Genomic DNA, 25,684 nt, shown 5'->3' on the forward strand with positions numbered 1-25,684 from the left:
ACAAGTTCGCAAGTCTCGCTTCCCCTCCCGCAAGCGGGAGGGGAATATCTACGCGCGCCTTCCTATGCGAGCAGCCTCCACCCCAGCGTTTCGCCAGCGTGGAAGGGGACGATCTCGCCGATGCGGTCCGGAACCTGCGTGTCGGCGCGTTCGAGCGTGATAGTCCCGCGATTGAGCGGCAGACCATAGAAGCGCGGTCCATGCTCGCTGGCAAAACCCTCGAACTTGTCGAGCGCGCCATCGGCGTCGAACGCCGCGAGATAGGATTCGAGCGCATAGGGCGCGTTGAAGATGCCCGCGCAGCCGCAGGATGCCTCCTTCGTGTGGACCTCGTGCGGGGCGCTGTCGGTGCCGAGAAAGAATTTGGGCGAGCCCGAGGTCGCGGCGGCGCGTACCGCAAGGCGGTGCGCCTCGCGCTTGGCGACGGGCAGGCAATAGGCGTGCGGTCGGATGCCGCCGACGAGCATCGCGTTGCGGTTGATGTGCAGGTGCTGGGGCGTGATCGTCGCGGCGACGTTCGCGGGCGCATCGGCGACGAACTGCGTGGCCTCTGCGGTGGTGATATGCTCGAAGACGATCTTGAGTTCGGGCAGCCGCGCGACGAGCGGCGCGAGCGTTCGTTCGATGAACACCGCTTCGCGATCGAAGATGTCGACGTGCGTGTCCGTGACTTCGCCGTGGATGAGAAGGGGCATGCCGATGTCGGCCATGCGTTCGAGCACGCCCATGATGTTCGCGACGTCGGTGACGCCATGCGCGCTGCCCGTCGTCGCGTGCGCGGGGTAGAGTTTCGCCGCGGTGAACACGCCCTCTTCGTGCCCGCGCGCCATTTCGTCCGCGTCGCTGTGGTCGGTCAGATAGGCGACGATCAGCGGAGTGAAGTCGAGTTCGGCGGGCACCGCGGCCTCGATCCGCTCGCGATAGGCGATGCCCTGTTCGACGCTCGTCACCGGGGGCGAAAGGTTCGGCATCACGATCGCGCGCGCGAACTGGCGCGCCGTATAGGGTGCGACATGCGCGAGCATCGCGCCGTCGCGCAGGTGAACATGCCAGTCGTCGGGGCGGCGGATGGTAAGACGGTCGGTCATATCTTCTCCCCCCTCCCGCTTGCGGGAGGGGTCGGGGGTGGGCGAGTCCGTTGCGGCGCTTAGCCGAACTCGGGGGCGAGGCCCACCCCAAACCCCTCCCGCAAGCGGGAGGGGCTTCAACTTGTCGCGCCGTCGCCCTATTTCTTTCTCACCATGGCCAATACCACCCTCAACGATCGTGCCCTCGTCCGCCTGTCGGGCGAGGATGTCCGCGGCTTCCTGCAAGGATTAGTGACCAACGATGTCTCGGGCAGCCTGCCGGTATGGGCGGCGCTGCTGACCGCGCAGGGGAAAGTGCTGTTCGATTTCCTGATCTGGGGCGATGAGGCGGACCTGCTGATCGATTGCGAGCGCGACGCCGCCGATGCCCTGATCAAGCGTCTGTCCCTCTATCGCCTGCGCCGCGCGATCGCGATCGAACGCGAAGAGGCGCTGGCGGTGCATTGGGCGCCCGAAGGCGACCTGGGCGCTCCCGACCCGCGGCTTGCCGCACTCGGACAGCGCTGGCTCGGCCCGGCAGACGAGGGCGAAGGCGTCGATGCCGACTGGCGCGCGCATCGGCTGGCGCGGGGCGTCACCGAAGGCCGCGCCGAACTCGGCGATGGCACGACGCTGTGGCTCGAATGCAATGCGATCGAGCTGAACGGCGTGAGTTTTTCCAAGGGCTGCTATGTCGGTCAGGAGAATACGGCGCGGATGAACTGGCGGCAGAAGGTCAATCGGCGGTTGGTCGTCGTGCCGGTCGCCGACGCCGACGAGACGAGGCAGGTGATCGCCTATCCCGACCTGGGCTGGTCGGTCGAGCATCGGCGCGTCGAGGCCATCGACCTGGGCGAGGCGCCGGGCTGGCTGCGCGAGGGGATCGCCGCGACCGGTTCATGACGCGGACAGCGGGACGTGCTAGTATTGGCATCATGCCTGGCTTCCCCACCTTACTGGCCTTTGCTGCCGCGAGCGCGGCGGGAGCGGGGCAAGCGTGCGAGCCGGCCCCTGCGCCGGCGCGGGCAGAGGTGCCGTCGGTCATCGTGCCCGGCTATGTGGTGCCGCCCGAGAACGCCGCACCGTCGCCGCTCGCCGATCTGGCCGCTGCTTCACCCTGGCTGACGCGGTTCGAGGCCGCGGCGGACGCGTTGTTCGGCGCGCTGCGATCGCGCGATCCCGAACGCTGGCGGCCATTGCTCGGTGGGCGCTGGCTTGGCGCGCGCGACCGGCAGGCGGTCGAGGCGCTGCTTGCGGATCGCTGCGGCGCCTTTGCACCGTTCGTCACCCCGGGAGCACCCGCGGTGCGCCGGATCTTTGGCTGGCGTGTTCCGGAAAGCTATTCGCCCGCCGATCGCGCCGAGATGGCAGCGCGACCCGAGGCAGAGGCGCTTGCGTGCTGGGCGTCACCGGGCGCGGGATGGCCGCAGACGGCGGCGGAGGCCGACAATGCTTCGGGACGACCGTGGTTCTGTGCGCGTATCGTCTATTCGATGCGCGGCGGTACGCCGCAATGGCGTGCCTTCGTCGAAACGCCGGCTTAACCGAACGCCAACCAGACTCCGGTATGGCCGGCACCATGTTGGGGCGCTTCCTGGGACTCGCCGCGGTGATCGCGGTCGTATCGGTCGGCATGGCGGGTATCGCCGGCCGCTCCACGAGCATGAATGCCGTCGAGAGCGGCGTCGCACGGAGCGGCGACCATGGCAATTGGACGACGGAAAAGCGCCGCCACGGCGGCTGGTCGTCCGCGCCGGGCCGCGCACGTGGAGCCGCGGGCGAAGTGAGGCTCGGCCGGTCGGGGGATTCGCATTTCTATGCCAATGCCACGATCGACGGGGCCGACGTCCGCATGATGGTCGACAGCGGCGCGTCGATCGTCGCGCTGACCCGCGGCGACGCCGAGGCGATCGGCATCGACGTCGATGCGCTGCCGATCGGCGGGAGCGCCAACACCGCGGGCGGGCTGGTGCCTGTACGGCCGGTGATGCTGGACAGCATCGACGTGAACGGGATCGAGGTCCGCGGCGTGCAGGCCGCGGTGCTCGATGCCGACATGGGGGTCTCGCTGCTTGGGCAGAGCTATTTGTCCCGGCTTTCCGGGGTCAACGTCGAAGGCGACACGATGACGCTGCGCTAGTTAGTCCGCCGCGCATGAAAAAAGACCCGGCGCGAACGCCGGGTCCCGAGTGTCTTCTCGAGAGGAGAAGATTATTCGGCCGGAACCGGCGTCCGGCCGGTGATCATGCCTTCGACCTTCGTTCCGTCCGCGCGGACCGGGTCGTGCGCGACGTCGCTTTCGTCGAATACCTTGGTCCATGCCGCGAATTCGAGGCACACGCCGTCGGGATCGAAGAAATAGACCGAGCGCACGAAGACATCGTCGTTCATCTCTGCCGACGATTGCGTCGGCGAATTGTCGTGGTTCAGGATCTTGGTGACCTTGACGCCCTTTTCGACGAGGCGGTCGTAATATTCATCGAACCGTTCGGCGGGCACGTTGATCGCGATATGGTTCATCGATCCGTGCGCCGACATGAAATTGCCCTGCGTCGGCAGCGCTTCGGGCGCCGAAATCCCCGGCGCCGCTTCGGGCGCACCATCGAACCAGAAAAAGGCCAGGCTGTCGCCATTCCCGATGTCGAAGAAGAAATGCTGTCCGCGATTGCCGGGAAGGTCGATCGTCTTGGTCAGCGGCATGCCGAGAATGTCGCGGTAGAATTCGACCGTCCTGGCCATATCCTTGCACACGAGTGCGAGGTGGTTGACCCCGCAAAATTCGAATTCCTTGTTTGCTTCTGCCATCGTCCGTCTCCTTTGCGTCTTAGTCGGGATTGGCGCCGGGCCGGGCTTTCATGCCCTGGTACCAGCGCAGGATATTCTTGTTTTCGGGGTCGAGCGGCTGGCCGACGCCCGCGCCGAAATCGAGGAATGCGAAGAGCATGATGTCGGCGAGAGTCAGCCGGTCGCCGGCGACGAACTCGCGGTCGGCGATCAGCGGGTCGAGCCATTTCAGCCCGTCCTGGGCCACCGCCTTCAGTCCCTCCGCCGCCTCCGGCAAGCAGCGCATCCGCGGTTCGAACAGCGGCAGGCCCTCCGCAAAGCGGAAGCCGTTGGTCAGTGGCTCGCAAATCTTGAGGTCGACGCGGCGCGTCCACATGCGCGTCGTCGCGCGTTCTTCCGCCGTGTTCCCGATCAGCGCCGGGTCGGGGAAGCGTTCCTCGAGATATTCGCAGATCGCGGTGACCTCGGTCAGCACCGAGCCGTCATCGAGTTCGAGCGCGGGGGTCTGGCCCGCGGGATTGACCTCGCTGTTGTAGGGCGCGCGCCGGTTCTCGCCGCCGCGCAGGTCGATCTCGACCTGTGGCAGCTCGATTCCCTTTTCCGCCATGAACAGTGTCACGACGCGGGGATTGGGGCCGACCGAATTATAGAATCTCATGGTCATCCTCTCAGTGATTCTTTTAGCATCCCTTGGCATAACTGTCAACTAGATTGACGGTTATGCCAAGGCGAGCCCCGGTCGCGGCCAGCGCGTGCGGTAGAGCACACCGTCGGGCGACGAGGTGATATAGGCGTCGCGGCGATCGGCGCCCCCGAACGCGATATTGGTGATGCCGATTCCGGGAAGCGCGACGAATTCGTGCGCGCCAGCCGGATCGAACAGCGTGATGCCGCCTTCGACCAGCGTGCCGATGCAGACCCGGCCGCTTTCCTCGACCGCGAGGCTGTCGAACAGGCGAAAGGCGGGCGGCGTCCCGACGAGGCGGCCGGGCATGAAGGGCGGCGGGGCAGCGAGTTCGCCGGGTGCTGCGATGTCCATCGCCCACAGCCGCGCGGTCATCGTTTCGGCGACGTAGAGGGTGTTGCCATCGGGCGAGAGGCCGACCCCGTTGGGGCCGATCATCTCGGCACGCTGGCGCGAAATGCGCGAGCCGTCGGCGCGCGCATAATGGAGCGCGCCGTGGTCGCGGCCGGTCTCGCGGACATGGCCGTGATCGGTGAACCAGAAGCCGCCGTGCGCGTCGAAAACCAGGTCGTTCGGGCCGCTGAGCGGTGCGCCGTCGCAGCTGTCGTAGAGCGTCGTCACCGATCCGTCGGCGAGGTCGACGCGCTGGATCGTGCCGCAGCGCGTCTCGTTCGCGGCATGGATCGGCAACAGCAGACCGCCCGGCAACTCGGTCCACGCAAACCCGCCGTTGTTGCAGACATAGGCGCCGCCGTCGGGTCCGATCGCCAAGCCGTTCGGCCCGCCGCCAAGTTCGGCGACGACCGACAGGCTGCCATCGGGCGCGACGCGGGTCAGCGTCCCGCGCGCGATTTCGACAAGCAGCACCGACCCGTCGGGCATCGGCACCGGCCCCTCGGGGAACCGCAGGCCGGTCGCGACGACTTCGGGTTCGCCATAGCCGCTCATTCGGGCTTCGACCGCGGCGCGCTGAGGAAGTCGGCGGCGTCGAAGCCTTCGGGTGCGGCAATCTCGACGATCGGATCTTCGCGCGCGTCGAATTCCATGCGCAGCGCGCGGGTAATCACCGCGTGCATGTCGTATAGACAGGTGATGTAGGTGAATTCGAAAATCTGCTCGTCGGTCCAGAAGCTCTTGAGCTTGTCGAAAACCTCGGTGGGGACGCGTCCGGACGCCTGGCTCAGGCAGTCGGCATAGGCAAGCACCGCGCGTTCCTGATCGTTGTAGCATTCGGCGATGGTCCAATAGGGAACCGCGGCGATCTTTTCTTCGCTGACGCCGAGGCCGCGCAACGACTTGCAATGCTGCGAGAAGACGAACTGGCTGCCCTTGACCCAGCCGGCGCGCGTCTGACCGAGTTCGCGGAGCACCGGGTCGATCGAGCGCGCGGGATTGCGATAGACGGCGAATCCGTCGACCGCATGTTTGAAGATGTCGGGCGACAGCGCATAGACGGTCCACCAGTCGCCGGGCGTACCGGTCGCGGTGCCGGGCTCGGCAACCGGATCGCGGTCGCCGAACAGGCGCTGGTAATAGGCAAGGACGGTTTCGTCGGTGACGTCGGCGCGGGGCACCTGGCGCAATACGGGCATGTCTTTACTCCTCAGGCGTCGGCATATTTGCGGAAGGCAGCGACATGGGCGCTGTCGAAATATTCGTCGAGGCGGGTGATCTTGCCATCCCGAACAGCGCAGACGATCGCGCAGGGCAGGCGCACCTCGACATCGTCCTGCACGCGCTTTCCCTTCAAGACGTGCTGCTGCACGAAACCGCCGGGAAAGGTGGTCAGGCGGCGGTCGGCATATTCGCGATCCTTGATCCGCGCGACCATGCCGGTCAGCGTCTGCGCGGTCTGGGCGGGGCTGACGATCAGCTCGTCGGTGTTGTGCCAGATCGCGGCGTCGGGGGTGAAGCTGTTCTGCATCGTTTCGATGTCGCCCGCCTCGATCGCGTCGAAAAAGCGCTGCGCCATTGCGCGGATGTCGTCCTGTTCGGCCATATGCCTCTCTCCTTCGTTCAGACTTTCGCGCCGAACATGCGGCCGCCATTGGCCGCGATCAGCCCGTCGATATCGTCACCCCTGTAGTCGGGATCGGCCGATTCGCCGAAGGCCGCCAGCATGTCTTGCGTGACGAGTTCGGCCATTGTCTTCCATTCGGGATGGGTGAAGATCCAAAAGTCGCCGCCCTCGATCGCGCGCACGACGCGGGCGCCGATGCGGTCGGGCGACATGCCGCCGGCGAGCACGCCCTGCATCGCCTGGCTCGTCGTCGCGGCCTTGCCCGCCTCGCTCTCTCCGGGGCGGAGCGTCCGCGTCGTCTCGACAATGCGCGTCGCCGACATGCCGGGCATCAGCACCGACAGGCCGACCTTCGTTTCGGCAAGCTCGTTGCGCAGCGCCATCGCGATGCCGAGCGTTGCATATTTCGAGCTGATATAGGCGACGGAGATCGGCGGCGGCACGATGGCGACCATCGACGAGGTGATGACGAGATGCGCGTCCTCTCCGCTTGCCTTCATCGCGCCCAGAAAGGTGCGGCAGGCATAGAGATGCGCGTGCGCGTTGACCGCATAGTTCCAGCGCCAGACGTCGGTGTCGTAATCTTCGAACGCGCCCGCGCCGCCGCCGACCCCGGCGTTGCTGAACAGGATGCGCACCGGGCCAAAGGCGCGTGCGGTATCGCCAGCCTGCGCCCAGCTTGCTTCGTTGGTGACGTCGAGCCGCAATCCCATCGCCTCGCCGCCGCCCTCGCAAAGGGCTGCCGCCGCGGCTTCGGCGCCGGGACCGTCGATGTCGGCCAGGATGACGCGCGCGCCTTTGGCGACGAGCGCGCGGGCGGTCGCGAGCCCGAGCCCGCTCGCTCCGCCGGTGATGAAGGCGGTTTTTCCGCGGACGTCGGTCATTCGGCAAAATCCTTTTCAAGGTGGCGCGTCATCGCGAATTGCGCGAGCCCTGCGGCGAGCGCGAAGGGCAGGATCGTCAACAGCGCCCAGCGCAGGCTGTCGTCGCCGTGTGCGGGTTTCAGCGCATCGCTGACCACGCCGATGAACAGCGGGCCGAGGCCCAGGCCGACGATGTTGAACATCAGCATCAGAACCGCAGCGGCGGTGGCGCGGCTGCGCGGCGGGGTAAGGTTCTGAACCAGCGCCAGCGCGGGTGCGACATAGGCCGTGCACGCGGCCATCGGGACGAGCATCAGCGCCAGCGAAACCTGCCAGCTGTCGACAAGCAGCGCGGCGGCGAAGGTCGGGATCAGGATTGCGGTGGCCAGCGCCGGGATCATCCCATAGGCACGCGGCGAGCGTTTCGCGGTGTGGCTGACGAGCCAGCCGCCGCCCAATATGCCGATGCCGAAGGTAATGCCCGCGGCGGGCGCGAACCAGGTCGCCATCGCGTCGAGCGGCATCCCCTGCGTCCGCATCAGGAAGGCGGGGATCCAGTTGAGCATGCCATAGCTGACGAAGGCGGCAAGCCCGCTGCCGATCATCACCATGCGAAGCGACCGGCGGCGCACGAACATCGCGAGGCTCTGGCTGAAGGGCAGCGCTTCGTCGGCGGGCTTGCCGGTGTCCATTGCGCCGCGCGCGGGCTCGCGCACCAACCAGATGAGCAGCGGCGCGACGACGATGCCGACAAGGCCGATGACCAGAAAGGCATGGCGCCAGCCGATATGCGCTGCCGCCCACGCGCCGAAGGCGGCGCCGACGAAGACGCCGAACGGGCCGTTCAGCGTGAACAGGCCGATCGCCAGCGGACGCCGGTCGGGGGGATAGAGGTCGGCGATTACCGAAAGCGACGGAGCGGTGCCACCGGCTTCGCCCGCGCCGACGCCGAAGCGCATCAGGGCCAGTTGCCAGAAGTTGGACACCAGTCCGCAGGCGGCGGTGAAGCCGCTCCACACGACACAGGCGATGCCGATCAGCTTCACCCGGTTCCAGCGGTCGGCGATCATCGCGACAGGAACCCCCATCGCGGCATAGAAGAGCGCGAAGGCGAGGCCGGTGAGCAGGCCGAACTGCGTATCGCTGAACTGCATGTCGGCGCGGATCGGTTCGACGAGCACCGACAGGAGCTGGCGGTCGACGAAGTTGATCGTGCCGACGCAGAACAGCATCGCCAGCGCGATGTTGCGCCGCACGGCAACGATGCGGCCGGACGGCGCGGCGCCCGCTTCTATCGCGGTGGCTTGCGTCATGGCTCTCCCCAGGATTGCGCGATTCTCGTTCTGCAGAAATGCTTAGGTATTTAAGTTTATCTGTCAATGTGCTTTACGGTAAGGCGAATAACCGCATGGGAGAGCGAGATGGAAATCAAGGGAAGGCGTGCAATCGTGACCGGAGCGGCGGGCGGCATCGGTCGCGCGACCGCGGTGATGCTGGCGGCCCGCGGCGCGGATGCGGTCGCGCTGGTGGACGTGAAGGAGGAGGCGCTGGCCGAAACCGCGCGCCTTGTCGAAGCCCAGGGCGCGCGTGCGACCGCGCACGCGCTCGACCTTTCCGACATTCCGGCGGCCGAGGCCTGGTTCAAGGCGAATGGCGATGTCGATATCCTGCACAATAATGCCGGCGTCGTGTCGGGCCTGCCGCAATTTCCCGATGTCGATGCGGCGCGGATCCGGTGGATAGTCGACGTCAATGTGACCTCGCTGATTGCGGCGACGCAGATTGCGGTGCAGGCGATGAAGGCGCGCGGGGGCGGGGTGATCGTCAACACCGTGTCGACGGTCGCGCTCGGCACCGGATTCTACGACGCGATGTATGCCACGACCAAGGCGGCGGTGATGATGTTCACGCGCTGCTGCGCGCATCTGAAGGATGAATGCAATGTTCGCGTGGCGGGCATGCTGCCGGGGCTCGTGGCGACGCCGATTCTCGATACCACGGGCGCGGGCGGCAAGTCGGAGTGGATGAAGCAGGTGCTTGCGAACAACGAGGCGTGCGAGCCGGAGGATATCGCGGGCGGGGTCGCGAAGCTGATCGAGGACGACAGCCTGGCGGGCGGCGACTGGGTCGCCGTGCGGCGGCTGGACGGCAGGATCGAGTATCAGTGGGGGCATGCCGACACGGTGTGAGACGCCGCCCGGCCGGACGGTCAGCGTGTCGGCGCAGCGAGCATGTTCTTGCCGAACAGGTTCGACCATTGCTCGTCGGTCAGCACCGGCCGCGCGCTCGACAGGTTCGCAGCATTCTTGACGTCGGTGCCGGCTGCGACCGCCGGACGCTCGGCGATCCGCGCGAGCCAGTCCTGCACGGCGGGATAGTCCTCGAGCGAAAGGCCGATCGCGCGGGTCGCCCGCGCCCACGGCCAGGCGGCGATGTCGGCGATGCTATACTCCTCGGCCAGATAATCGGCTTCGCGCAGGCGGCCGTCGAGAACGTGGAGCAGCCGGATCGTCTCGTTACGATAGCGTTCGACCGGATAATCCTGCCCCTCGGGCGCGTAGCGGATGAAGTGATGCGCCTGACCCTGCATCGGGCCGAAGCTGGCCATCTGCCACATCAGCCATTGCTGCGCCTGGCTGCGCCGTCGCGGATCTTCGGGAAGCAATTGTCCGGATTTTTCGGCAAGATAGAGCAGGATGGCGCCGCTTTCGAACACCGGGAGCGGCGCGCCGCCGCCCACCGGATCATGGTCGACGATCGCGGGCAGTCGCCCGTTCGGATTGATGCGGCGATATTCGGGGGTCAGATGATCGCCGGCGAGCATGTCCATCTTGAGCAAACGGTGCTCCAGCCCGGTCTCCTCGAGCATGATCGAGACTTTATGGCCGTTGGGGGTCGGAGTGAAATAGACGTCGATCATTCGGGTCCTCTTTCGGCAAAGCGGATTCGGGCGGCGGCGAAAGCAGCCTCGAAGGCGGCCTTTCCCGCCGGATAGCCCGCAACGGTCAGGGTCACGCCGGCAATCCTCCACCCATCGCCGCGCACGAGATGGTGGCGATAGCGCCCGATCAAGTCGCCCATCAGCGTTTCGCCGTCGACGGTGACGAAATGCGCGGCGTCGACGATGCTCGTCACCACGGCGTCATCGCCCGTCACGCGGGCAACGATATTGTGCAGGCGATGCGCGGTGGCGTCGAACCCTTCGAGCGCACGGCAGCGCAAGGTCCATTCGTCGGCGGCAACGGTTTCGACGAGCGAGCCGATGGCGCCATAGTCGATCGCGATCCGATCGGTGAACAGCGCGCGATAGGCGCCCCAGTCGCGGGCGTCGAGCGCGTCCGCATAAGCGGTTACGGCCGCCACCGCCGCTTCCCGATCGAGGAAAGCGTCGATGGCGGCCGCACCAGTGGACATCGTCAGAATTTGAAGCCGGCCTCGACCGCGATGTTGCGCGTTGGTTCGAGGTAGAGGATCGCGCGCGGAACCGCGGTGATCGGCGCGGGCAGGTTGAACGCGCTGCCGGTAGTCAGCTCGTTGGTCAGATTCTTGCCGACCAGCGCGAGGTGCCAGCGTTCGTCCTGATCGGAAAGCTGGACGCGCAGGTCGAGCTTCACATAGCCTTTCTGAACACCAAAGATCGGACTCTGGTTATCCGAGTCGAAATATTTGGAGCGACCCGACGCGACGCCGGTGATGTCGAGTTTCAGGTCGTTCGCAAACTCGATACGGCCGTGCGCGGTGACGCTGCCTGTCCATTTCGACGTATAGGCGACGGGGTAGCCGGCCAGATTGTTCGTCGCCGGGGTGCAGGTCGCGGGCTGCGAAGCGAGGCACGCGGCGCCCGGATAATCGTCGTACTTGATATCCTGATACGCGCCCGAAGCGGTGATATCGAAGTTGCGGATCGGGAACAGGCTGAGCGATGCCTCTATCCCCTTCGACGTCGCGCTCGCGGCGTTGCCGGTCAGGTAGCTCGACGAAGCCGGCTGGTAGACCGAGACCTGCAGATCCTTGAACTGGGTGTGATAGGCCGACACGTTGGCGACGACCTTGCCGTCCGCCAGCGTCGACTTGATGCCTGCTTCGTAGTTGGTCGAGCGTTCGGGCTCGAAGGTGAAGGTCGCATCGGTGGTGCCGAGGGTGTTCGATACGAAGCCGCCCGACTTCGACCCGCGGCCATAAGTGGCATAGAGCATCACGCGCGGCGCGACATCATATTGCAGCGTGATCGACGGATCGACATTGCCCTCGCTGATCGACCCTTGCGCGCTCGAAATCGGACGGATCGCGAAGGGACCATAGACAAGGCGCGAGGCGAAGGTGCCGTCCTTGCTTGTGTGGGTGTAGCGCAGACTGCCGATCGCGCGGAACGCATCGGTGATGTTGAGCGTGCCCTGGCCGAAAACCGACCAGCTTTCCGCCGTCTGCTTGAAGCGGCTGTCGATGCGCCCGAAATAGGGGCTGCCGAACAGATCCTCGATATTGAAGCCCTGAAGCTGGTCGAGCGTGTAGTTCGAATGATCGTAATAGACGCCCGCGATGAATTCGAAGGTGCGGCCCGTCGGCGACAGGATGCGCAATTCCTGCGAGAATTGGTCGAAGCGTTCGGGGAAGCTGTTGTAGACCGAATTGTTGGTCACCGCGCCGCCGCCATTCGGGACCGTCTGGTCGAAGCCGTTGACGATATTGGCATTGAACCAACTGTAGCCCGTCACCGAGGTCAGCGTATAGTCGCCGAGCGCAAGATTGCCGGTGCCCGACAGCATGAGCGATTCGGTCTTGGTGCCTTCGTCGCCGAGCGCCGAGCGTTCGAGATAGCGTGTCGTCTGCGGATCCTGTTCGCTGGTCAGGGGACTCGACACGGTGATACCGCCAACGACGTCCTTGTTCGCATATTCGGCCTTCACCGTATAATCGAAATCGGTCGACGGTTCCCATTTGAGCGTCAGGCGCGCGAGCTGCTGCCGAATCTCGGGATCGTCGTGGTCGGTCGCCAGATTGCGGATGTAGCCGTCCTGGTTGAGGATCTTGTACGCGAGCCGCGCGCTCAGCGTGTCGCTGATCGGTCCCGAGATATAGCCCGAGACATCAAAGCCCTTCTGATCGAAATTATAGAGTGCGGTGAACTCGCCCTGCGGCGTGCTGGTCGGGCCGGCCGACACGACGCTGACCGCACCGGCGGCCGTGTTCTTGCCGAACAGCGCACCTTGCGGGCCGCGCAGCACTTCAACGCGCTCCAGGTCGAAGAAGGGCGCCTGTGCCTGGCGCGAGCGGCCGGCATAGACGCCGTCGACATAGAGCGAGACCGACTGGTCGAAGGCGAAGTTCGCCGGCGGCGAACCGAAGCCGCGGATATAGATGACGTCGTTGCCAGCGGTCGACTGGACGAAGACGTTCGGCGTGTAGTTCATCACCGACTTGATGTCGTTCGAGTTGAAGTCGGCGAGTTTTTTCCCGCTGACCACTTCCATCGAGATCGGAACGTCCTGCAGGCTCTGTTCGCGCTTTTGCGCCGTGACGATGATTTCGTTGCCGCCGCTGCCCTCGTTCGCGGCCGGAGCTGCGTCGCCATTGTCGTCCTGGGCCATCGCCGGTGCGGCGATCAGCATCGCGGTGGTCGCCGCGCTGGACAGCAGAATCTTGTTCAGAGCCTTCATCTGGAACCCTCCCTATCACTATGATGCCGACGGTGCCGGGATGTTCGCCCGATCCGTCAATCTGATTGACCCTTAGTATACTAATGGTTTTATGCTTGTCCATAGCGTTGGGAAAGGATTCGCAAGATGAACGACGAAAAATTGGGTGAAGTCACAGGGGCGCTCGCGACGCGGCATCTGTGCACGGTGGAATTCGAAGTCGGGGGCGGAATCGTCGCGCTCGGCACATCGCCGTTCGGCGATCACCGTCTCGGCTACATCAGCGGCGGCCGCTTTTTCGGGCCGCGAATCAACGGCGTGGTCCTGCCGGGCGGCGGCAACTGGTCGCGCGGCGGGCGGCTCGCAGAGGCGGCATCGGTAGGCACGTTCGATGCGCGCGCGGTGTGGCAGACCGACGACGGCGACCTTATCTATCTGTCCTATACCGGGCGGAGCGTGATCCCCGATGACGTGCGCGCGACCTTTGCCGATCCCGAACGGCCCGACGCCGACCCGTCGCGATATTATCTGCGAATCGCCCCCGTGTTCGAAACCGCGAGCACCCGATATGGCTGGCTCAACGGCGTGCTGGCGGTCGGAGTCGGCGAGCGGACCGATTTCGGTGTGCGCCACGTGATCCACGAGATTCTGTGACGATGATCGACCTGCATTATTCGGCGACTCCCAATGGGCAGAAGATCGCCATCATGCTCGAGGAGATCGGCGCCGACTATCGCGTGATCCCCTATGACATCTTCAACGGCGACCAGTTGACCCCGGCCTTTGGGCGGATCAATCCGAATCACAAGCTGCCGGCGATCGTCGATCACGACCCTGGTGACGGCGGGGCGCCCGTGACGGTGTTCGAGAGCGGGGCGATCCTGCAATATCTGGCGGAAAAGAGCGGGCGTTTCCTGCCGGCGTCGGGCGCGGCGCGCGCGGCGACGCTGTCGTGGCTGACGTGGCAGGTCGCGGGCCTCGGCCCGATGGGCGGGCAGGCGAGCCATTTCCTGCGCTATGCCCCGACGGGACAGGATTATGCAGTCGAACGCTATACAAAGGAACTCACGCGGCTGCTCACCGTGCTCGAAAGGCGGCTCGAGAAGAGCGCCTATGTCGCGGGCGAGGCGTATAGCATCGCGGACATGGCCATCTGGCCGGGACGCGCCTCTGCCTTTGTAATGGACATGGGACTCGACGAATGGCCGGCGATGCGCGGCTGGTTCGAACGCATCCGCGACCGACCGGCGGTGGCGCGCGCGATGAGCCGCGACGACCTGAAGGCGCCCGCCAAATATGTCGGCCGGCACCAGCACCTCGACGAAAGCGAATGGTCGAACATGTTCGGCGACGCCAATCAGGCGGCGGTGAAAGGGAACTGACGCGAGCGGGGGTCGCGAACGCCGGGCGGCGGCCGGTCCGCGGCATTTGCCTCTGGACCCCTCCGCACCGGTCCGCCTATAGGCCTGCGCGAACATTTGCGCCGCGCGCGGCGCCAGGGAAGGATCAGCGACGATGAGTGTGACGACGGTTCCATTGCGCCCGGTGAGCAAGGGCGGGTTGTGGCTGCTGTGGATCGGCCTGCTGGCGCTGATCGCGATCGCGGCGGGCGCGGCCTGGTATCAGACGGTCAGCCACGGCACGACGGTCGAAGTGGTCAAGGCGGGCGAAGGCCCGAGCCCGACCGACGAGGACATGGTGCTGATCAAATATACCGGCAAACTGAAGGACGGCACGGTGTTCGACCAGCAGGAACAGGCGCCGCTGCCGGTTGCCGGCAATGTCGCCGGCTTTTCCAAGGCGCTGAAGCAGATGCAGCGCGGCGGCAAATACAAGATCGTGATCCCGCCCGACGAGGGTTATGGCGACAAGGCGGTCGGCACGATCCCCGCGAACAGCACGCTCTATTTCGATGTCGAATTGATCGATTTCCGCAATGCCGAGGAAGTGCGCGCCATGATGCAGCAGATGCAGCAGATGCAGCAAATGCAGATGCAGGGCGGCGCCGGTGGTCCGGGCGGTCCCGGCGGCCCGCCGCCGGGCGCTCCGGCGCCCTGAGGTCCGCTGCGAAAATTCGGTGAAAGGGCGGCGGCGTTTCCCTAGGGGGACGTCGCCGCTTTTCCTTTGGGCCGACCCGACGCGTTGCGTTCGGCCTCACGCTCCAGCGCGACCTTGATCATCGCGACGATCGGGTCGGCAAGGAACAGGCCCAGGATGCCCAGCAGCGTACCGAGCAGGATCTGCGCGCCGAGGACGAGGGCGGGTGCTAGGTCGACCGTCTGCTTCGCGACCATCGGGACGATCAGATAGCCATCGACCGTCTGGACGAAGAAATAGATGCCGATCGCCCACAGCCCCGTGTCGGTCCCCGCCGAAAAGCCGACGAGGACGAGCAGCACGCCCGACACGATCGCACCGATGTTGGGGATGAAGGCCAGCAGGCCGGTGAGCAGCCCCATCAGCGCCGCCATCGGGATGCCGACGGCCAGGCAGGCGAGCCAGGTCCCGATTCCTTCGACGATCATACCGAGCAGCCGTCCCGCCATCAGGCGGCGCAGCGTAAAGCCCATGCGCGCGGTCGTGATGTAGAAATCCTCGCGCGCCTTCATCGGCAGCATCCACGCGACCCCGCGTTCGTAAAGCCGCGGTTCGATCGCGAGGAAGATGCCGAGCACCATGATCATCACAAGGCTGGTCAGCGCGCCGACCACCGTGCCGAGTGCCGCGGTGACGCGTCCGACGGTGCCGGCCAGATTGTCGGTAATCGTCTTTGTATCGAGCTGGAGATTGCCCATGCCATGATCGCTGGCCCAGGCGGCAATGCGGTCGATCTGCGCCATCACGACCTTTTGCAGGGTCGCGGCCTGATCCGCGATCTGCGAGCCCGCGAACAGGATCGTCCACGCCATGAAGACGATGATCGCCAGGCACACGATCAGCAGCCGCCAGCCGCGCGCGATCGGCAGCGCCCGTCCGAGCAGGCGGGTGCCGCCGTCGAGCATCGAGGCGACGACGATGCCGGCGAAGATCAGCAGGATCGGCTGGATCAGAACGATGCAGGCGCCGATGAGCAGCGCGAGCCCGAACCAGACGCTCGCCCTGACGAGTTCGCTGCGGACCAGCTGGTTGCGGATATCGGTCGGGCCGGGGCTCTGGCGATCCGCCTTGGTCCGCGATTTTTCCGCTTCCGGTGGTTGCGCCATGCCCGTCACTCCCTGCCTGCTGCTGCTTCACGCTGCGGGTGCAAATCGGTTCCCGCGCGGTTCGGGCGGAGCCCGCGGACCCAGCTGAGCGGGTTGTACCATTCGGTCGTGCCGTCGGTCGAAAAGCTGATGATCTCGGCGCGTCCGGCGATAGCCTCGAACGGAACCGGGCCGCCGAGCCCCTTCATCGCGACGGGGACGCGGCTGTCGGCGCTGCCGTCGCGGTTGTCGCCCATCAGAAACAGGTGGTCGGCAGGCACCGTGATCGGGCCGTAATCGTCTGTCGCATAGCCGGGACCCATGTCGATCGTGTCGAATGTCGCGCCCCCGGGCAGCGTTTCGCGCACCACGGGCAGTTCGAGCACCATCTTGCCCGCCGCATCGCGCGTCACGAAGCGATAGAGCGTCGAATCGGGGCCGGGCAGGTTCGCGTCAACGGGGATCGAGAGCATCGGCTGCACTTCGCGCTTGATCGGCTTGCCGTTGATGATCAAGGCGCCGCCGCGCAATTCGATCGTGTCGCCGGGCAGGCCGATAACGCGCTTGATATAATCGACGCGCGTCACCGGATGTTCGAGCACGACGATGTCGCCGCGCCGGGGCAGGCGGCCGAACAATCGGCCCTTCATCTTTGGCGCGAGATGGAAGCTGACCGAAGCGTAGGACCAGCCATAGGGATATTTGCTGACGATCAGCCGGTCGCCGTTGCGCAAGCCGGGCATCATCGAATCCGAGGGGATGTAAAAGGGCTTGGCGACGCAGCTGTGGATGACGAGTACGAGCAGCAGGATCACGGCAATGTCGCGGATCAACTTGCCCCAACTCCCGTCGTCGGCCATTCTGGTCTTCTTTGCCATCATTGGTCCTTGATCGCTTCGATGATGACGAAGGCCTGTGCCCAGGGGTGATCATCGGTAAGCGTGAGATGGATATGGGCGCTGTGGCCCGCGGGGACCATCTGTGCGAGCCGTTCGGCGGCGCCGCCGGTCAACGCCAGCGTCGGGGCCCCCGAGGGCGCGTTGACGACGCCGATGTCCTTCATGAACACGCCGCGTTTGAAGCCGGTGCCCACAGCCTTGGAAAAGGCCTCCTTGGCCGCGAAACGCTTGGCATAGGTGCCGGCGCGGGTGAAGGGACGGCGCGCGGCCTTGGCACGCTCGATGTCGGTGAAAACGCGCTTTTCGAACCGCTCGCCGAAGCGGTCGAGCGAATTCTGTATCCGCTCGATATTGCACAGGTCGGAACCGAGGCCGATGATCATGCCGGACCCGGCAGAACGTCATAGCGAGGACCCGAAGGCGAAGAGGCGATCCAGAGCGGCGCAAGGCCGCCTCTGGATTGTTTCGCTCGCGCCACGCGCGAGTCTATCCTGAGCGCCTGCAAGGCAGTCGAAGGGCTCGCAATGACGAAATTGCTGTTCATCCCCGCGCCTCGTCCATCAGGGTGCGCATTCGGCGTACGGCGTCTTCGAGGCCGGTGAAGATCGCCTCGCCGATCAGATAGTGGCCGATGTTGAGTTCGGCGAGCTGGGGGATCGCGGCGACGGGAATGACATTCTCGTACGTCAGGCCGTGGCCGGCATGCGGTTCGATGCCGTTCTTCGCCGCGAGCGCCGCCGCGTCGGCGAGGCGGCGCAGCTCGGCGGCGCGTTCCTCGCCCTCGGCATGGGCGTAGCGGCCGGTATGGAATTCGACGACCGGTGCTTTCAGACGCATCGCCGCCTCGATCTGGCGCGCATCGGGTTCGATGAACAGGCTGACACGGATGCCGGCATCGGAAAGGCGCGCGACGATCGGCGCGAGATGATTGTGCTGCCCCGCGGCGTCGAGTCCGCCCTCTGTCGTCCGTTCCTCGCGCTTTTCGGGGACGATGCACGCCGCGTGCGGAGCGTGGCGCAGCGCGATCGCGAGCATTTCCTCGGTCGCCGCCATTTCGAGATTGAGCGGCAGGTCGGTCGCGGCCTGGATCCGCGCGAGGTCGTCGTCGCGGATATGGCGCCGATCCTCGCGCAGATGCGCGGTGATGCCGTCGCCGCCGACCGCCGCGACGATTTCGGCCGCGCGCACCGGGTCGGGATGTTCGCCGCCGCGCGCGTTGCGGATCGTCGCGACATGGTCGATGTTGACGCCAAGGCGCAGGCGGCGGGGGGCGGGGGCTGCCGTCATGCCGCCGCGCGGCTTCCCGGCTTGACCGCCGACGAGTCCGCGAGATGCGCGGGCAACTCGTCCGGCGCATAGGTCGGAAAGTTGATGGCGACGAGCGGGTAGAATGGGACGCCAAGGTCGACGCTGCCGCCCGACCGGTCGACGAGCGAGGCTTCGGCCACAACTTCGCCTCCCGCGGCGCGCACCGCCTCCATCGCTTCGCGCGACGACAGGCCCGTGGTCACGACATCCTCGACCATCAGCACCCTGGCGCCCCTGTCGATCTCGAAGCCGCGGCGAAGCTCGAAGGTGCCGGTGGGACGTTCGACGAAGATCGCCGGCTTGCCGAGCGCGCGGCCCATTTCGTGACCGATGATAACCCCGCCCATCGCCGGCGACACGACAAGGTCGATCGCGTGGCGCAGTTCGCGCGGCAGCTTGCCCGCCAGCGCGACCGCGAGCCGCCCGGCGCGCTCGGTATCCATCAGCACGCGCGCGCACTGCAGATAATATTCGCTGTGGCGGCCGGAGGAGAGCAGGAAATGACCGTGCAACAGCGCGTCGGCGGCACGGAACTCGGCCAGGATTTCATCGTCGGTCATGGGAGAAGCTTCTTTATATCCATTGCATCGCCGTCGGCGGCGACAGGGAGCGGGCAGGGCGAATTTGCCTGCTGCAAAATAGTGTTAGAGATGCTTGAGGCAAGCGGCAAGCGGGTCTATAGCCCCCGCGAGATTCAGCCCGTCCGCGAGCTGCCGTGACCTGTGTCCGGCGTTCGGCGGGGTGGGCTCGGGGATCGATAAAGACAACAGGCAACGGGCGGCACAATTCTTATGAAGAGCTTGAAAACCCTTGTAATTGCGGCAGCTTTGTCGCTGGGCGCGGTGGGCGCGGGCCACGCGCAGACGCCGGCGGAGGCGCCGGCAGCGACGGCCGCGGCGACTCCGGCCGCTGCCGGCGATGCCGCAGCGACGCCCGCGGGCGACGCGGCCGCCGCCCCGGCGGGCGATGCGACCTATGTTCCGATGAAGCCGACCGATGGCGTCGGGCAGCCGGTCGATGCGGGGATCAATTTCCAGACGCAGGAAAGCCCGATCGGCGAGCAGGCCTATTGGTTCAGCCACTATATGCTGCTGCCGATCATCACGGTGATTTCGCTCTTCGTCCTCGGCCTGCTGCTGTGGGTGATCGTGCGCTACCGCGCGAGCGCCAACCCGGTGCCGTCGAAGACGACCCACAACACCTTCATCGAGATCATCTGGACCGCCATTCCGGTGCTGATCCTTGCGGTGATCGCGGTCCCGTCGATCCGCCTGCTTGCGGCGCAATATGAACCGCCCAAGAAGGATGCACTGACGATCAAGGTCACCGGCTATCAATGGTATTGGGGCTATGCCTATCCCGATCAGGGCATCGGCGAATATGTCTCGAAGATGCTGACCGAAGACCAGGCGAAGGCGTCGGGCGAGCCCTATCACCTCGCGGTCGACAATCGCATGGTCGTCCCCGTCGGCAAGCAGGTGAAGCTGATCATCACCGGTGCCGACGTGATCCACAGCTTTGCGGTTCCCGCACTGTGGACCAAGATGGATGCGGTTCCGGGCCGTGCCAACGAAACGACCTTCACGGTGAACAAGCCGGGCGTCTATTACGGCCAGTGCTCGGAGCTTTGCGGCGTCGACCACGGCTTCATGCCGATCGCGGTCGAAGCGCTGCCGATGGACAAGTGGAAGGCGTGGGTCCGCTCGAAGGGCGGAAACCCCGACGGCCCCGAGGCCGCCGCGCCCGCCGCCGCGCAGCCGGCGCCCGAAGGCCCGATCGAGGCCGTCCGCACCACCGACGAAACGCCTGCCGCCGACACGGCTGCCGCGGCCGATGCCGCTGCGCCCGCCGCCGCGCCGGCTGCCAAGAATTAACAAGGGGTCCGACAGATGACCGATATCGCAGCGACTGCACCCGCGCACGGCCATGCCGATCACGCGCATGACGATCACGACACGCCGGGCTTTTTCGTCCGCTGGTTCATGTCGACGAACCACAAGGACATCGGCACCCTCTATCTGATCTTCGCGATCATCGCCGGCATCGTCGGCGGCGTGCTTTCGGGCATGATGCGCCTCGAGCTCGCCGAACCGGGGATCCAGTATCTCCAGGGCTGGGCGCAGTTCATGGGCGGCGCGGGCGACGCGACCGCGGGCAAGCATTTCTGGAACGTGATGATCACCGCGCACGGCCTGATCATGGTCTTCTTCATGGTCATGCCCGCGATGATCGGCGGCTTCGGCAACTGGTTCGTGCCGCTGATGATCGGCGCGCCCGACATGGCGTTCCCGCGCATGAATAACGTCAGCTTCTGGTTGACGGCGGTCGCCTTCGTCATGCTCGTCGGCTCGATGTTCGTGCCCGGCGGTAGCGGCAACGGCGCCGGCACGGGCTGGACGGTCTATGCCCCGCTGTCGACCAGCGGCTCGGCGGGGCCGGCGGTCGATATGGCGATCTTCTCGCTCCACCTCGCGGGCGCGGCGTCGATCCTCGGCGCGATCAACTTCATCACCACCATCTTCAACATGCGCGCACCCGGCATGACGCTGCACAAGATGCCGCTGTTCGTATGGTCGGTGCTCGTCACCGCCTTCCTGCTGCTGCTCGCGCTGCCGGTGCTCGCCGCGGCGATCACGATGCTGATCACCGACCGCAATTTCGGCACGACCTTCTATGATGCTACGGGCGGCGGCGATCCGGTGCTGTACCAGCACCTCTTCTGGTTCTTCGGCCACCCCGAAGTCTATATCATGATCCTGCCGGGTTTCGGCATCGTCAGCCAGATCATCTCGACCTTCAGCCGCAAGCCGGTGTTCGGCTATCTCGGCATGGCCTATGCGATGGTCGCGATCGGCGTTGTCGGCTTCATCGTGTGGGCGCACCACATGTTCACGGTCGGCATGAGCGTGAACCTGAAGATGTATTTCACCGCCGCGACGATGGTCATCGCCGTCCCGACCGGGATCAAGATCTTCAGCTGGATCGCGACGATGTGGGGCGGTTCGATCAGCTTCAAGACCCCGATGGTCTGGGCGATCGGCTTTATCTTCATGTTCACGGTCGGCGGCGTCACCGGCGTCGTGCTCGCCAACGGCGGGGTCGATACCGCGCTTCACGACACCTATTATGTCGTCGCGCACTTCCACTATGTGCTCTCGCTGGGCGCGGTCTTCTCGCTCTTCGCGGGCTTCTATTACTGGTTCCCGAAGATGACCGGCCGCATGTACAGCGAAGTGCTGGGCCAGTTGCACTTCTGGATCTTCTTCATCGGCGTGAACGTCCTGTTCTTCCCCCAGCACTTCCTGGGCCAGCAGGGCATGCCGCGCCGCTACCCCGACTATGCGGAAGCCTTCACCTATTGGCACCACATCTCGTCGATCGGCTATGCGATCATGGCCGTGGGGATGGTCTTCTTCTTCGTGAACGTCTTCTATTCGCTGTTCGCGGGCAAGAAGGCCGCCGACAATCCGTGGGGCGAGGGTGCGACGACGCTCGAATGGACGCTGTCGAGCCCGCCGCCGTTCCACCAGTTCAACGAACTGCCGCGTATCGCCTGACAAGCATGGCCTCCTGCTGACATCCTCGGCAGGGGGCGATCGCTTTTCCGGCCTGGAGTAAGCATGGCGCAAAGCCTGACCCATGGCGAAATGACGCTTCCGGCGGATTGGCGCGACCTGTTCGCGCTGACGAAGCCGCGCGTGATGTCGCTCGTCGTGTTCACGGCCCTGTGCGGATTGCTCGCGGCGCCGGGGCATGTGCATCCGGTCCTCGCCTTTTCGTCGATTCTCGCGGTCGCGCTCGGCGCCGGGGCGTCGGGGGCGCTCAACCAATGGTATGAGGCGGGGCTCGATGCGAAGATGAAGCGGACGGCGAACCGCCCGCTTCCTGCGGGGCGGCTCGACCGCCAGACGGCGCTGCATTTCGGCGTCGGGCTTGCCGCCTTCTCGGTCTTTCTGATGCTGTTTGCGGCAAACTGGCAGGCGGCGGTGCTGCTCGCGGTTTCGATCCTCTTCTATGTCCTCGTCTATACGATGTGGCTCAAGCCGCGGACGCCCCAGAATATCGTGATCGGTGGCGCGGCCGGGGCTTTCCCGCCGCTGATCGGCTGGGTGGCGGCGACCGGGACCGTCGCGCCGTTGCCGATCCTGCTGTTCCTGCTGATCTTCCTTTGGACGCCGCCGCATTTCTGGGCGCTCGCGCTGTTCGTGCGCTCCGACTATGCCGCCGCGGGCATTCCGATGATGCCGGTGGTCGCGGGCGAGCGTGCGACGCGTCGCCAGATCCTGCTCTATGCCGTCCTCATGGCCGCTGTGGCGATCGCGCCGTGGCCGCTTGGGCTGGCTGGCCCGGTCTATGGCTGGGCCGCGGTGCTCCTGTCGGCCGCCTTCGTGCTGCTGTCGGTGCCGGTCGGGCTGCGCACCGCGGGCGAGGGCGACCGGATGCAGCCCGAGAAGCGGCTCTTCGCTTTTTCCATCGCCTATCTGTTCATCCTGTTCGGCGCGGTCGTCGCCGACCATATGTGGCCGCTATGACCGACGATCCGACACCCGAACCCTTCGACGAAGCCGAATATCGCCGGCGCCAGCGCAGCCGTGCCAACCTGATGGGCTGGATACTGGGCGGTCTGGCGTTCCTGTTTTTCTTCATTACGGTGGCGCGGATGGTGGTGCCCAAATGACGAACGACGCGATCCGGAGGAAGAACAAGCGCCTGGCCTTCGTGGCCGCAACGCTCGCGCTCGCCGCGCTCGGCCTCGGCTTCGCGGCGGTCCCGCTCTATAATCTCTTCTGTCGCGTCACCGGCTATGGCGGGACCACCCAGCGGTACGATCCGGTCGCGGCCGCCGAGGAACCCAAGGTGCTCAGCGATACGGTCTCGGTGCGCTTCGACGCCAATGTGTCGCCGAAGATGCCGTGGAAATTCTATCCCGAGCATCCGCGCGACACGGTGACGATCGGCGCGCGCGACATGGCGATCTTCATCGCGAAGAATGAATCCTCGAAGCCGATCACGGGAACCGCGACCTTCAATGTCACCCCCGACCAGGCGGGTGAATATTTCACGAAGATCCAGTGTTTCTGCTTCACGCAGCAGACCTTGCAGCCCGGCGAGCAGGTGCGGATGCCGGTGCTTTTCTTCGTCGATCCGAAGATCAAGGATGATGTCGACGCGCGCGACATCCAGGAAATCACGCTTAGCTATACCTTCTACCCTGTGGACGAGGGGAAAAAGGCGAGCTAAGGCCGCGAACAACAGAGTCTAACAGGCCGGCTGGCGATGGGGAATCGCCGTGCTGGGGCAAACACGGGAACTGCAAAATGGCCGGTGCCAAACATCATGACTATCACCTCGTAAACCCCAGCGTCTGGCCGCTCTTCGGTTCGGTCGCGGCGCTCGTCATGTTCTTCGGGCTCGTGATGGCGATGCACGCCGACCATTTCGGCGGCGTCGGCAAATGGGTGCTGGGCCTCGGTTTCGTTGGCGTAACCCTGACCTTCTTCCAGTGGTGGGGCGACGTCATCAAGGAGGCGCATGCCGGCGACCATACGCCGGTGGTGCAACTGCACATGCGGTACGGCATGATCCTGTTCATCGCGTCCGAAGTGATGTTCTTCGTCGGCTGGTTCTGGGCGTGGTTCGATTTCTCGCTGTTCCCGGTGCCGGTCGAGATCGTCGACGGTGCGGTGACCTCGCTTTTCGGACAGGACGGCGCGGCGGCGATTACCCAGTGGCCGCCGGTCGGCATCCACGTCATCGATGCCTTCTCGCTGCCGTTGCTCAACACGTTGATCCTGCTCTGCTCGGGCACGACGATCACTTGGGCGCACCATGCGCTGATCCACGGCGATCGCGAAGGATTGAAGAAGGGGCTGTGGGCCACGATCATTCTCGGCGCGATCTTTTCGATGATCCAGGCCTATGAATATGCCCATGCGCCGTTCCCGTTCGGCACGATCAACTATACGTCGGCCTTCTACATGGCGACCGGCTTCCACGGTTTCCACGTGCTCGTCGGCACGATCTTCCTGATCGTCTGCCTGGTTCGCACCTACAAGGGCCACTTCACGCCGCAGCAGCATTTCGGCTTCGAAGCCGCGGCCTGGTACTGGCACTTCGTCGACGTCGTGTGGCTGTTCCTCTTCGTCATCGTCTATGTCTGGGGCGGCTGGGGCGCACCGGTAGCCGCGCACTGAGTTGACCGACCCGGACGACATCAAAACGGGGCAGCCGCCGCTTGGGCGTGCTGCCCTTTTTGGTCTGTGCCCTCAATGCGGGGCGCAGACGCTGTTCGACGGGCCGGTCAGATTTGCATCCCGATGCCGCGTGTGCGGGCTCGATTTCGACAGCTATAATGTCGGCGACGGCCCTGCGGCGTTCCTGACGATGATTATCGGCGCGCTGATCGTGGTCGCGGCGATCCTGGTCGACTTCGCGTTCGAGCCACCCCTGTGGGTCCATGCGATCCTGTGGGTGCCGATCACCGCCGCGGCGGTCGTCTATGGGCTGCGCATCGCGAAGGCGGCGCTGATTGCGAGCGAGCATCAGCGGCAGGCGGCCGAAGGGCGCCGGGCCGACGATACGCGCCATGACTGATCCGTCGCCGCCTTCGTCCCGCTTGCCGCTGGTGCCGACCTTGCTCGTCGCCCTTGCGGTTCTGATCATGGTGGCGCTGGGGATCTGGCAGCTCCAGCGCAAGGGAGAGAAGGAAGCGCTGATCGCGCTCTACGACCGCAATCGCGCGATGTCCGCGACGGTCGCCTATCCCGCGTTGCCACCCGTTCCCGACGCGTCGATGTTCCGCAAGAGCAGCGTGACCTGTCTCGAACCGGTGCGCTGGCTGCAACGCAGCGGCGCGGCGCGCGAAGGCGAGAGCGGCATCCGCATGATCGCCGATTGCCGTACCGGCGCCGAAGGGCCGGGCGCGCTCGTCGACATGGGCATCGCCGACGATTTCTCTGCCCCGGCGTGGAAGGGCGGGACGGTGCAGGGGACGATCGTGCCGGGTCCCGAGCAGCCCTCGCTGATCGAACGCATGACGGGCCGCGCGATCCCGGCGCGGCCGATGCTGGTTGCCGACACGCCCGCGCCGGGCTTGCGCGCCAGCGCGGTACCGAGCGGCGCCGACCTGCCGAACAATCACCTTGCCTATGCCGTGCAATGGTTCCTGTTCGCCGGCATTGCGGTGGTGATCTATATCCTGGCGCTACGCCGCCGCTTGCAGCGCTGACGTCGCACCGCT

31 protein-coding genes are annotated in these 25,684 nt (G+C 65.5%); 15 read left to right on the plus strand and 16 right to left on the minus strand.

What is annotated here, in order from left to right:
* Positions 1-62 precede the first annotated feature (62 nt).
* A complete protein-coding gene (gene pyrC, locus AC58D2_RS11795; RefSeq protein ID WP_497390500.1) occupies positions 63-1,088 on the minus strand; it encodes a dihydroorotase in 1,026 nt (341 codons plus the stop codon).
* A 153-nt stretch (positions 1,089-1,241) separates the two neighbouring features.
* Here pyrC and ygfZ point away from each other — a divergent pair, with 153 nt between their 5' ends.
* From ygfZ to AC58D2_RS11810, 3 genes are read left to right on the plus strand one after another with little or no spacing between them, the layout of a single operon-like run.
* Positions 1,242-1,970, plus strand: a complete 729-nt coding sequence (ygfZ, locus tag AC58D2_RS11800) for a CAF17-like 4Fe-4S cluster assembly/insertion protein YgfZ (RefSeq protein WP_497390502.1) — start codon at positions 1,242-1,244, stop codon at positions 1,968-1,970.
* Positions 1,971-2,002: 32 nt separating this feature from the next.
* Positions 2,003-2,611: a hypothetical protein gene (locus AC58D2_RS11805; protein WP_497390504.1), complete on the plus strand. Its 609-nt coding sequence runs from the start codon at positions 2,003-2,005 to the stop codon at positions 2,609-2,611.
* A gap of 23 nt (positions 2,612-2,634) precedes the next feature.
* Positions 2,635-3,207 (plus strand): retropepsin-like aspartic protease family protein, encoded by a 573-nt coding sequence (locus tag AC58D2_RS11810; protein WP_497390506.1) that lies wholly within the window; start codon positions 2,635-2,637, stop codon positions 3,205-3,207.
* Positions 3,208-3,278: 71 nt separating this feature from the next.
* On the opposite strand, the gene AC58D2_RS11815 is transcribed toward AC58D2_RS11810, so the two are convergent.
* Genes AC58D2_RS11815 through AC58D2_RS11845 form a run of 7 tightly spaced genes read right to left on the minus strand, consistent with a single transcriptional unit; the run spans position 3,279 to position 8,732 of the window.
* Positions 3,279-3,872 carry a VOC family protein gene (locus tag AC58D2_RS11815; protein ID WP_497390508.1) on the minus strand — a complete coding sequence of 198 codons (594 nt, stop codon included), beginning with the start codon at positions 3,870-3,872 and terminating at the stop codon, positions 3,279-3,281.
* Between the two features lie 19 nt (positions 3,873-3,891).
* On the minus strand, positions 3,892-4,509 hold the full coding sequence (locus AC58D2_RS11820; protein WP_497390510.1) for a glutathione S-transferase family protein: 618 nt from the start codon (positions 4,507-4,509) through the stop codon (positions 3,892-3,894).
* A gap of 60 nt (positions 4,510-4,569) precedes the next feature.
* Positions 4,570-5,484, minus strand: coding sequence for an SMP-30/gluconolactonase/LRE family protein (locus tag AC58D2_RS11825; protein ID WP_497390512.1), 915 nt, complete (start codon positions 5,482-5,484; stop codon positions 4,570-4,572).
* A complete protein-coding gene (locus AC58D2_RS11830) occupies positions 5,481-6,128 on the minus strand; it encodes a carboxymuconolactone decarboxylase family protein (RefSeq protein WP_497390514.1) in 648 nt (215 codons plus the stop codon). The genes AC58D2_RS11825 and AC58D2_RS11830 overlap by 4 nt, the downstream gene beginning before the upstream one ends.
* Before the next feature lie 11 nt (positions 6,129-6,139).
* Positions 6,140-6,535: a nuclear transport factor 2 family protein gene (locus AC58D2_RS11835; RefSeq protein ID WP_497390516.1), complete on the minus strand. Its 396-nt coding sequence runs from the start codon at positions 6,533-6,535 to the stop codon at positions 6,140-6,142.
* Positions 6,536-6,552: 17 nt separating this feature from the next.
* A complete protein-coding gene (locus tag AC58D2_RS11840) occupies positions 6,553-7,440 on the minus strand; it encodes an SDR family NAD(P)-dependent oxidoreductase (protein ID WP_497390518.1) in 888 nt (295 codons plus the stop codon).
* Positions 7,437-8,732, minus strand: coding sequence for a spinster family MFS transporter (locus AC58D2_RS11845; RefSeq protein WP_497390520.1), 1,296 nt, complete (start codon positions 8,730-8,732; stop codon positions 7,437-7,439). The genes AC58D2_RS11840 and AC58D2_RS11845 overlap by 4 nt, the downstream gene beginning before the upstream one ends.
* 135 nt (positions 8,733-8,867) lie before the next feature.
* Between AC58D2_RS11845 and AC58D2_RS11850 the strand changes: the two genes are divergently transcribed.
* Positions 8,868-9,608, plus strand: coding sequence for an SDR family NAD(P)-dependent oxidoreductase (locus AC58D2_RS11850; protein WP_497390522.1), 741 nt, complete (start codon positions 8,868-8,870; stop codon positions 9,606-9,608).
* Between the two features lie 20 nt (positions 9,609-9,628).
* On the opposite strand, the gene AC58D2_RS11855 is transcribed toward AC58D2_RS11850, so the two are convergent.
* From AC58D2_RS11855 to AC58D2_RS11865, 3 genes are read right to left on the minus strand one after another with little or no spacing between them, the layout of a single operon-like run.
* On the minus strand, positions 9,629-10,339 hold the full coding sequence (locus tag AC58D2_RS11855; protein ID WP_497390524.1) for a glutathione binding-like protein: 711 nt from the start codon (positions 10,337-10,339) through the stop codon (positions 9,629-9,631).
* The gene (locus AC58D2_RS11860) at positions 10,336-10,833 is read right to left on the minus strand and encodes a nuclear transport factor 2 family protein (protein WP_497390526.1); all 498 of its coding nucleotides are present in this window, start codon (positions 10,831-10,833) and stop codon (positions 10,336-10,338) included. The genes AC58D2_RS11855 and AC58D2_RS11860 overlap by 4 nt, the downstream gene beginning before the upstream one ends.
* A 2-nt stretch (positions 10,834-10,835) precedes the next feature.
* Positions 10,836-13,076: a TonB-dependent receptor gene (locus tag AC58D2_RS11865; protein ID WP_497390528.1), complete on the minus strand. Its 2,241-nt coding sequence runs from the start codon at positions 13,074-13,076 to the stop codon at positions 10,836-10,838.
* A 126-nt stretch (positions 13,077-13,202) separates the two neighbouring features.
* On the opposite strand from AC58D2_RS11865, the gene AC58D2_RS11870 reads away from it, so the two are divergent.
* The 3 genes from AC58D2_RS11870 to AC58D2_RS11880 all read left to right on the plus strand — a co-directional run bounded on the left by AC58D2_RS11870 (position 13,203) and on the right by AC58D2_RS11880 (position 15,113).
* Complete coding sequence (locus AC58D2_RS11870) at positions 13,203-13,709, plus strand: DUF3237 domain-containing protein (protein ID WP_497390530.1); 507 nt, start codon at positions 13,203-13,205, stop codon at positions 13,707-13,709.
* Positions 13,710-13,711: 2 nt separating this feature from the next.
* Entirely contained in the window at positions 13,712-14,437 is a 726-nt protein-coding gene (locus AC58D2_RS11875; RefSeq protein WP_497390532.1) for a glutathione S-transferase N-terminal domain-containing protein, read from the plus strand.
* Between the two features lie 133 nt (positions 14,438-14,570).
* The gene (locus AC58D2_RS11880) at positions 14,571-15,113 is read left to right on the plus strand and encodes an FKBP-type peptidyl-prolyl cis-trans isomerase (protein ID WP_497390534.1); all 543 of its coding nucleotides are present in this window, start codon (positions 14,571-14,573) and stop codon (positions 15,111-15,113) included.
* Between the two features lie 41 nt (positions 15,114-15,154).
* On the opposite strand, the gene AC58D2_RS11885 is transcribed toward AC58D2_RS11880, so the two are convergent.
* The 5 genes from AC58D2_RS11885 to pyrE form a co-directional block, all read right to left on the minus strand.
* The gene (locus tag AC58D2_RS11885) at positions 15,155-16,258 is read right to left on the minus strand and encodes an AI-2E family transporter (RefSeq protein ID WP_497390536.1); all 1,104 of its coding nucleotides are present in this window, start codon (positions 16,256-16,258) and stop codon (positions 15,155-15,157) included.
* 5 nt (positions 16,259-16,263) lie between these two features.
* On the minus strand, positions 16,264-17,115 hold the full coding sequence (lepB, locus tag AC58D2_RS11890) for a signal peptidase I (RefSeq protein ID WP_497390538.1): 852 nt from the start codon (positions 17,113-17,115) through the stop codon (positions 16,264-16,266).
* Positions 17,115-17,519 carry a holo-ACP synthase gene (gene acpS / locus AC58D2_RS11895; RefSeq protein WP_497390540.1) on the minus strand — a complete coding sequence of 135 codons (405 nt, stop codon included), beginning with the start codon at positions 17,517-17,519 and terminating at the stop codon, positions 17,115-17,117. The genes lepB and acpS overlap by 1 nt, the downstream gene beginning before the upstream one ends.
* Positions 17,520-17,676: 157 nt before the next feature.
* Positions 17,677-18,423 carry a pyridoxine 5'-phosphate synthase gene (locus AC58D2_RS11900; RefSeq protein WP_497390542.1) on the minus strand — a complete coding sequence of 249 codons (747 nt, stop codon included), beginning with the start codon at positions 18,421-18,423 and terminating at the stop codon, positions 17,677-17,679.
* Entirely contained in the window at positions 18,420-19,004 is a 585-nt protein-coding gene (gene pyrE, locus AC58D2_RS11905; RefSeq protein WP_497390544.1) for an orotate phosphoribosyltransferase, read from the minus strand. The genes AC58D2_RS11900 and pyrE overlap by 4 nt, the downstream gene beginning before the upstream one ends.
* A gap of 231 nt (positions 19,005-19,235) precedes the next feature.
* Here pyrE and coxB point away from each other — a divergent pair, with 231 nt between their 5' ends.
* From coxB to AC58D2_RS11945, 8 genes are all read left to right on the plus strand, one after another.
* A complete protein-coding gene (gene coxB / locus AC58D2_RS11910) occupies positions 19,236-20,318 on the plus strand; it encodes a cytochrome c oxidase subunit II (protein WP_497390546.1) in 1,083 nt (360 codons plus the stop codon).
* A gap of 15 nt (positions 20,319-20,333) precedes the next feature.
* The gene (gene ctaD, locus AC58D2_RS11915; RefSeq protein WP_497390548.1) at positions 20,334-22,001 is read left to right on the plus strand and encodes a cytochrome c oxidase subunit I; all 1,668 of its coding nucleotides are present in this window, start codon (positions 20,334-20,336) and stop codon (positions 21,999-22,001) included.
* Positions 22,002-22,064: 63 nt separating this feature from the next.
* Positions 22,065-22,976 (plus strand): heme o synthase, encoded by a 912-nt coding sequence (locus tag AC58D2_RS11920; protein ID WP_497390550.1) that lies wholly within the window; start codon positions 22,065-22,067, stop codon positions 22,974-22,976.
* Positions 22,973-23,122 carry a cytochrome c oxidase system small membrane protein gene (locus AC58D2_RS11925; protein WP_497390552.1) on the plus strand — a complete coding sequence of 50 codons (150 nt, stop codon included), beginning with the start codon at positions 22,973-22,975 and terminating at the stop codon, positions 23,120-23,122. The genes AC58D2_RS11920 and AC58D2_RS11925 overlap by 4 nt, the downstream gene beginning before the upstream one ends.
* Positions 23,119-23,685 carry a cytochrome c oxidase assembly protein gene (locus tag AC58D2_RS11930; protein WP_497390554.1) on the plus strand — a complete coding sequence of 189 codons (567 nt, stop codon included), beginning with the start codon at positions 23,119-23,121 and terminating at the stop codon, positions 23,683-23,685. Before AC58D2_RS11925 ends, AC58D2_RS11930 begins: the two co-directional genes overlap by 4 nt.
* Positions 23,686-23,762: 77 nt before the next feature.
* Positions 23,763-24,638: a cytochrome c oxidase subunit 3 gene (locus AC58D2_RS11935; protein WP_497390556.1), complete on the plus strand. Its 876-nt coding sequence runs from the start codon at positions 23,763-23,765 to the stop codon at positions 24,636-24,638.
* Between the two features lies 1 nt (position 24,639).
* On the plus strand, positions 24,640-25,038 hold the full coding sequence (locus AC58D2_RS11940; RefSeq protein ID WP_497390558.1) for a DUF983 domain-containing protein: 399 nt from the start codon (positions 24,640-24,642) through the stop codon (positions 25,036-25,038).
* Complete coding sequence (locus AC58D2_RS11945) at positions 25,031-25,672, plus strand: SURF1 family protein (protein WP_497390560.1); 642 nt, start codon at positions 25,031-25,033, stop codon at positions 25,670-25,672. The genes AC58D2_RS11940 and AC58D2_RS11945 overlap by 8 nt, the downstream gene beginning before the upstream one ends.
* Positions 25,673-25,684: the final 12 nt, after the last annotated feature.

It is taken from the genome of Sphingopyxis sp. CR5, from assembly GCF_059693785.1.

Coding starts and splice junctions, on each gene's coding strand:
- coxB (WP_497390546.1), top strand. CDS start 19,236: ATGAAGAGCTTGAAAACCCTTGTAATTGCGGCAGCTTTGTCGCTGGGC.
- AC58D2_RS11865 (WP_497390528.1), bottom strand. CDS start 13,076: ATGAAGGCTCTGAACAAGATTCTGCTGTCCAGCGCGGCGACCACCGCG.
- AC58D2_RS11855 (WP_497390524.1), bottom strand. CDS start 10,339: ATGATCGACGTCTATTTCACTCCGACCCCCAACGGCCATAAAGTCTCG.
- ctaD (WP_497390548.1), top strand. CDS start 20,334: ATGACCGATATCGCAGCGACTGCACCCGCGCACGGCCATGCCGATCAC.
- AC58D2_RS11885 (WP_497390536.1), bottom strand. CDS start 16,258: ATGGCGCAACCACCGGAAGCGGAAAAATCGCGGACCAAGGCGGATCGC.
- AC58D2_RS11830 (WP_497390514.1), bottom strand. CDS start 6,128: ATGCCCGTATTGCGCCAGGTGCCCCGCGCCGACGTCACCGACGAAACC.
- AC58D2_RS11805 (WP_497390504.1), top strand. CDS start 2,003: ATGCCTGGCTTCCCCACCTTACTGGCCTTTGCTGCCGCGAGCGCGGCG.
- AC58D2_RS11930 (WP_497390554.1), top strand. CDS start 23,119: ATGACGAACGACGCGATCCGGAGGAAGAACAAGCGCCTGGCCTTCGTG.
- AC58D2_RS11810 (WP_497390506.1), top strand. CDS start 2,635: ATGGCCGGCACCATGTTGGGGCGCTTCCTGGGACTCGCCGCGGTGATC.
- AC58D2_RS11815 (WP_497390508.1), bottom strand. CDS start 3,872: ATGGCAGAAGCAAACAAGGAATTCGAATTTTGCGGGGTCAACCACCTC.
- AC58D2_RS11935 (WP_497390556.1), top strand. CDS start 23,763: ATGGCCGGTGCCAAACATCATGACTATCACCTCGTAAACCCCAGCGTC.
- AC58D2_RS11840 (WP_497390518.1), bottom strand. CDS start 7,440: ATGACCGACGTCCGCGGAAAAACCGCCTTCATCACCGGCGGAGCGAGC.
- AC58D2_RS11880 (WP_497390534.1), top strand. CDS start 14,571: ATGAGTGTGACGACGGTTCCATTGCGCCCGGTGAGCAAGGGCGGGTTG.
- ygfZ (WP_497390502.1), top strand. CDS start 1,242: ATGGCCAATACCACCCTCAACGATCGTGCCCTCGTCCGCCTGTCGGGC.
- acpS (WP_497390540.1), bottom strand. CDS start 17,519: ATGATCATCGGCCTCGGTTCCGACCTGTGCAATATCGAGCGGATACAG.
- AC58D2_RS11920 (WP_497390550.1), top strand. CDS start 22,065: ATGGCGCAAAGCCTGACCCATGGCGAAATGACGCTTCCGGCGGATTGG.
- AC58D2_RS11845 (WP_497390520.1), bottom strand. CDS start 8,732: ATGACGCAAGCCACCGCGATAGAAGCGGGCGCCGCGCCGTCCGGCCGC.
- AC58D2_RS11900 (WP_497390542.1), bottom strand. CDS start 18,423: ATGACGGCAGCCCCCGCCCCCCGCCGCCTGCGCCTTGGCGTCAACATC.
- AC58D2_RS11875 (WP_497390532.1), top strand. CDS start 13,712: ATGATCGACCTGCATTATTCGGCGACTCCCAATGGGCAGAAGATCGCC.
- AC58D2_RS11835 (WP_497390516.1), bottom strand. CDS start 6,535: ATGGCCGAACAGGACGACATCCGCGCAATGGCGCAGCGCTTTTTCGAC.
- AC58D2_RS11870 (WP_497390530.1), top strand. CDS start 13,203: ATGAACGACGAAAAATTGGGTGAAGTCACAGGGGCGCTCGCGACGCGG.
- AC58D2_RS11860 (WP_497390526.1), bottom strand. CDS start 10,833: ATGTCCACTGGTGCGGCCGCCATCGACGCTTTCCTCGATCGGGAAGCG.
- AC58D2_RS11820 (WP_497390510.1), bottom strand. CDS start 4,509: ATGAGATTCTATAATTCGGTCGGCCCCAATCCCCGCGTCGTGACACTG.
- AC58D2_RS11925 (WP_497390552.1), top strand. CDS start 22,973: ATGACCGACGATCCGACACCCGAACCCTTCGACGAAGCCGAATATCGC.
- lepB (WP_497390538.1), bottom strand. CDS start 17,115: ATGGCAAAGAAGACCAGAATGGCCGACGACGGGAGTTGGGGCAAGTTG.
- AC58D2_RS11945 (WP_497390560.1), top strand. CDS start 25,031: ATGACTGATCCGTCGCCGCCTTCGTCCCGCTTGCCGCTGGTGCCGACC.
- pyrE (WP_497390544.1), bottom strand. CDS start 19,004: ATGACCGACGATGAAATCCTGGCCGAGTTCCGTGCCGCCGACGCGCTG.
- AC58D2_RS11825 (WP_497390512.1), bottom strand. CDS start 5,484: ATGAGCGGCTATGGCGAACCCGAAGTCGTCGCGACCGGCCTGCGGTTC.
- pyrC (WP_497390500.1), bottom strand. CDS start 1,088: ATGACCGACCGTCTTACCATCCGCCGCCCCGACGACTGGCATGTTCAC.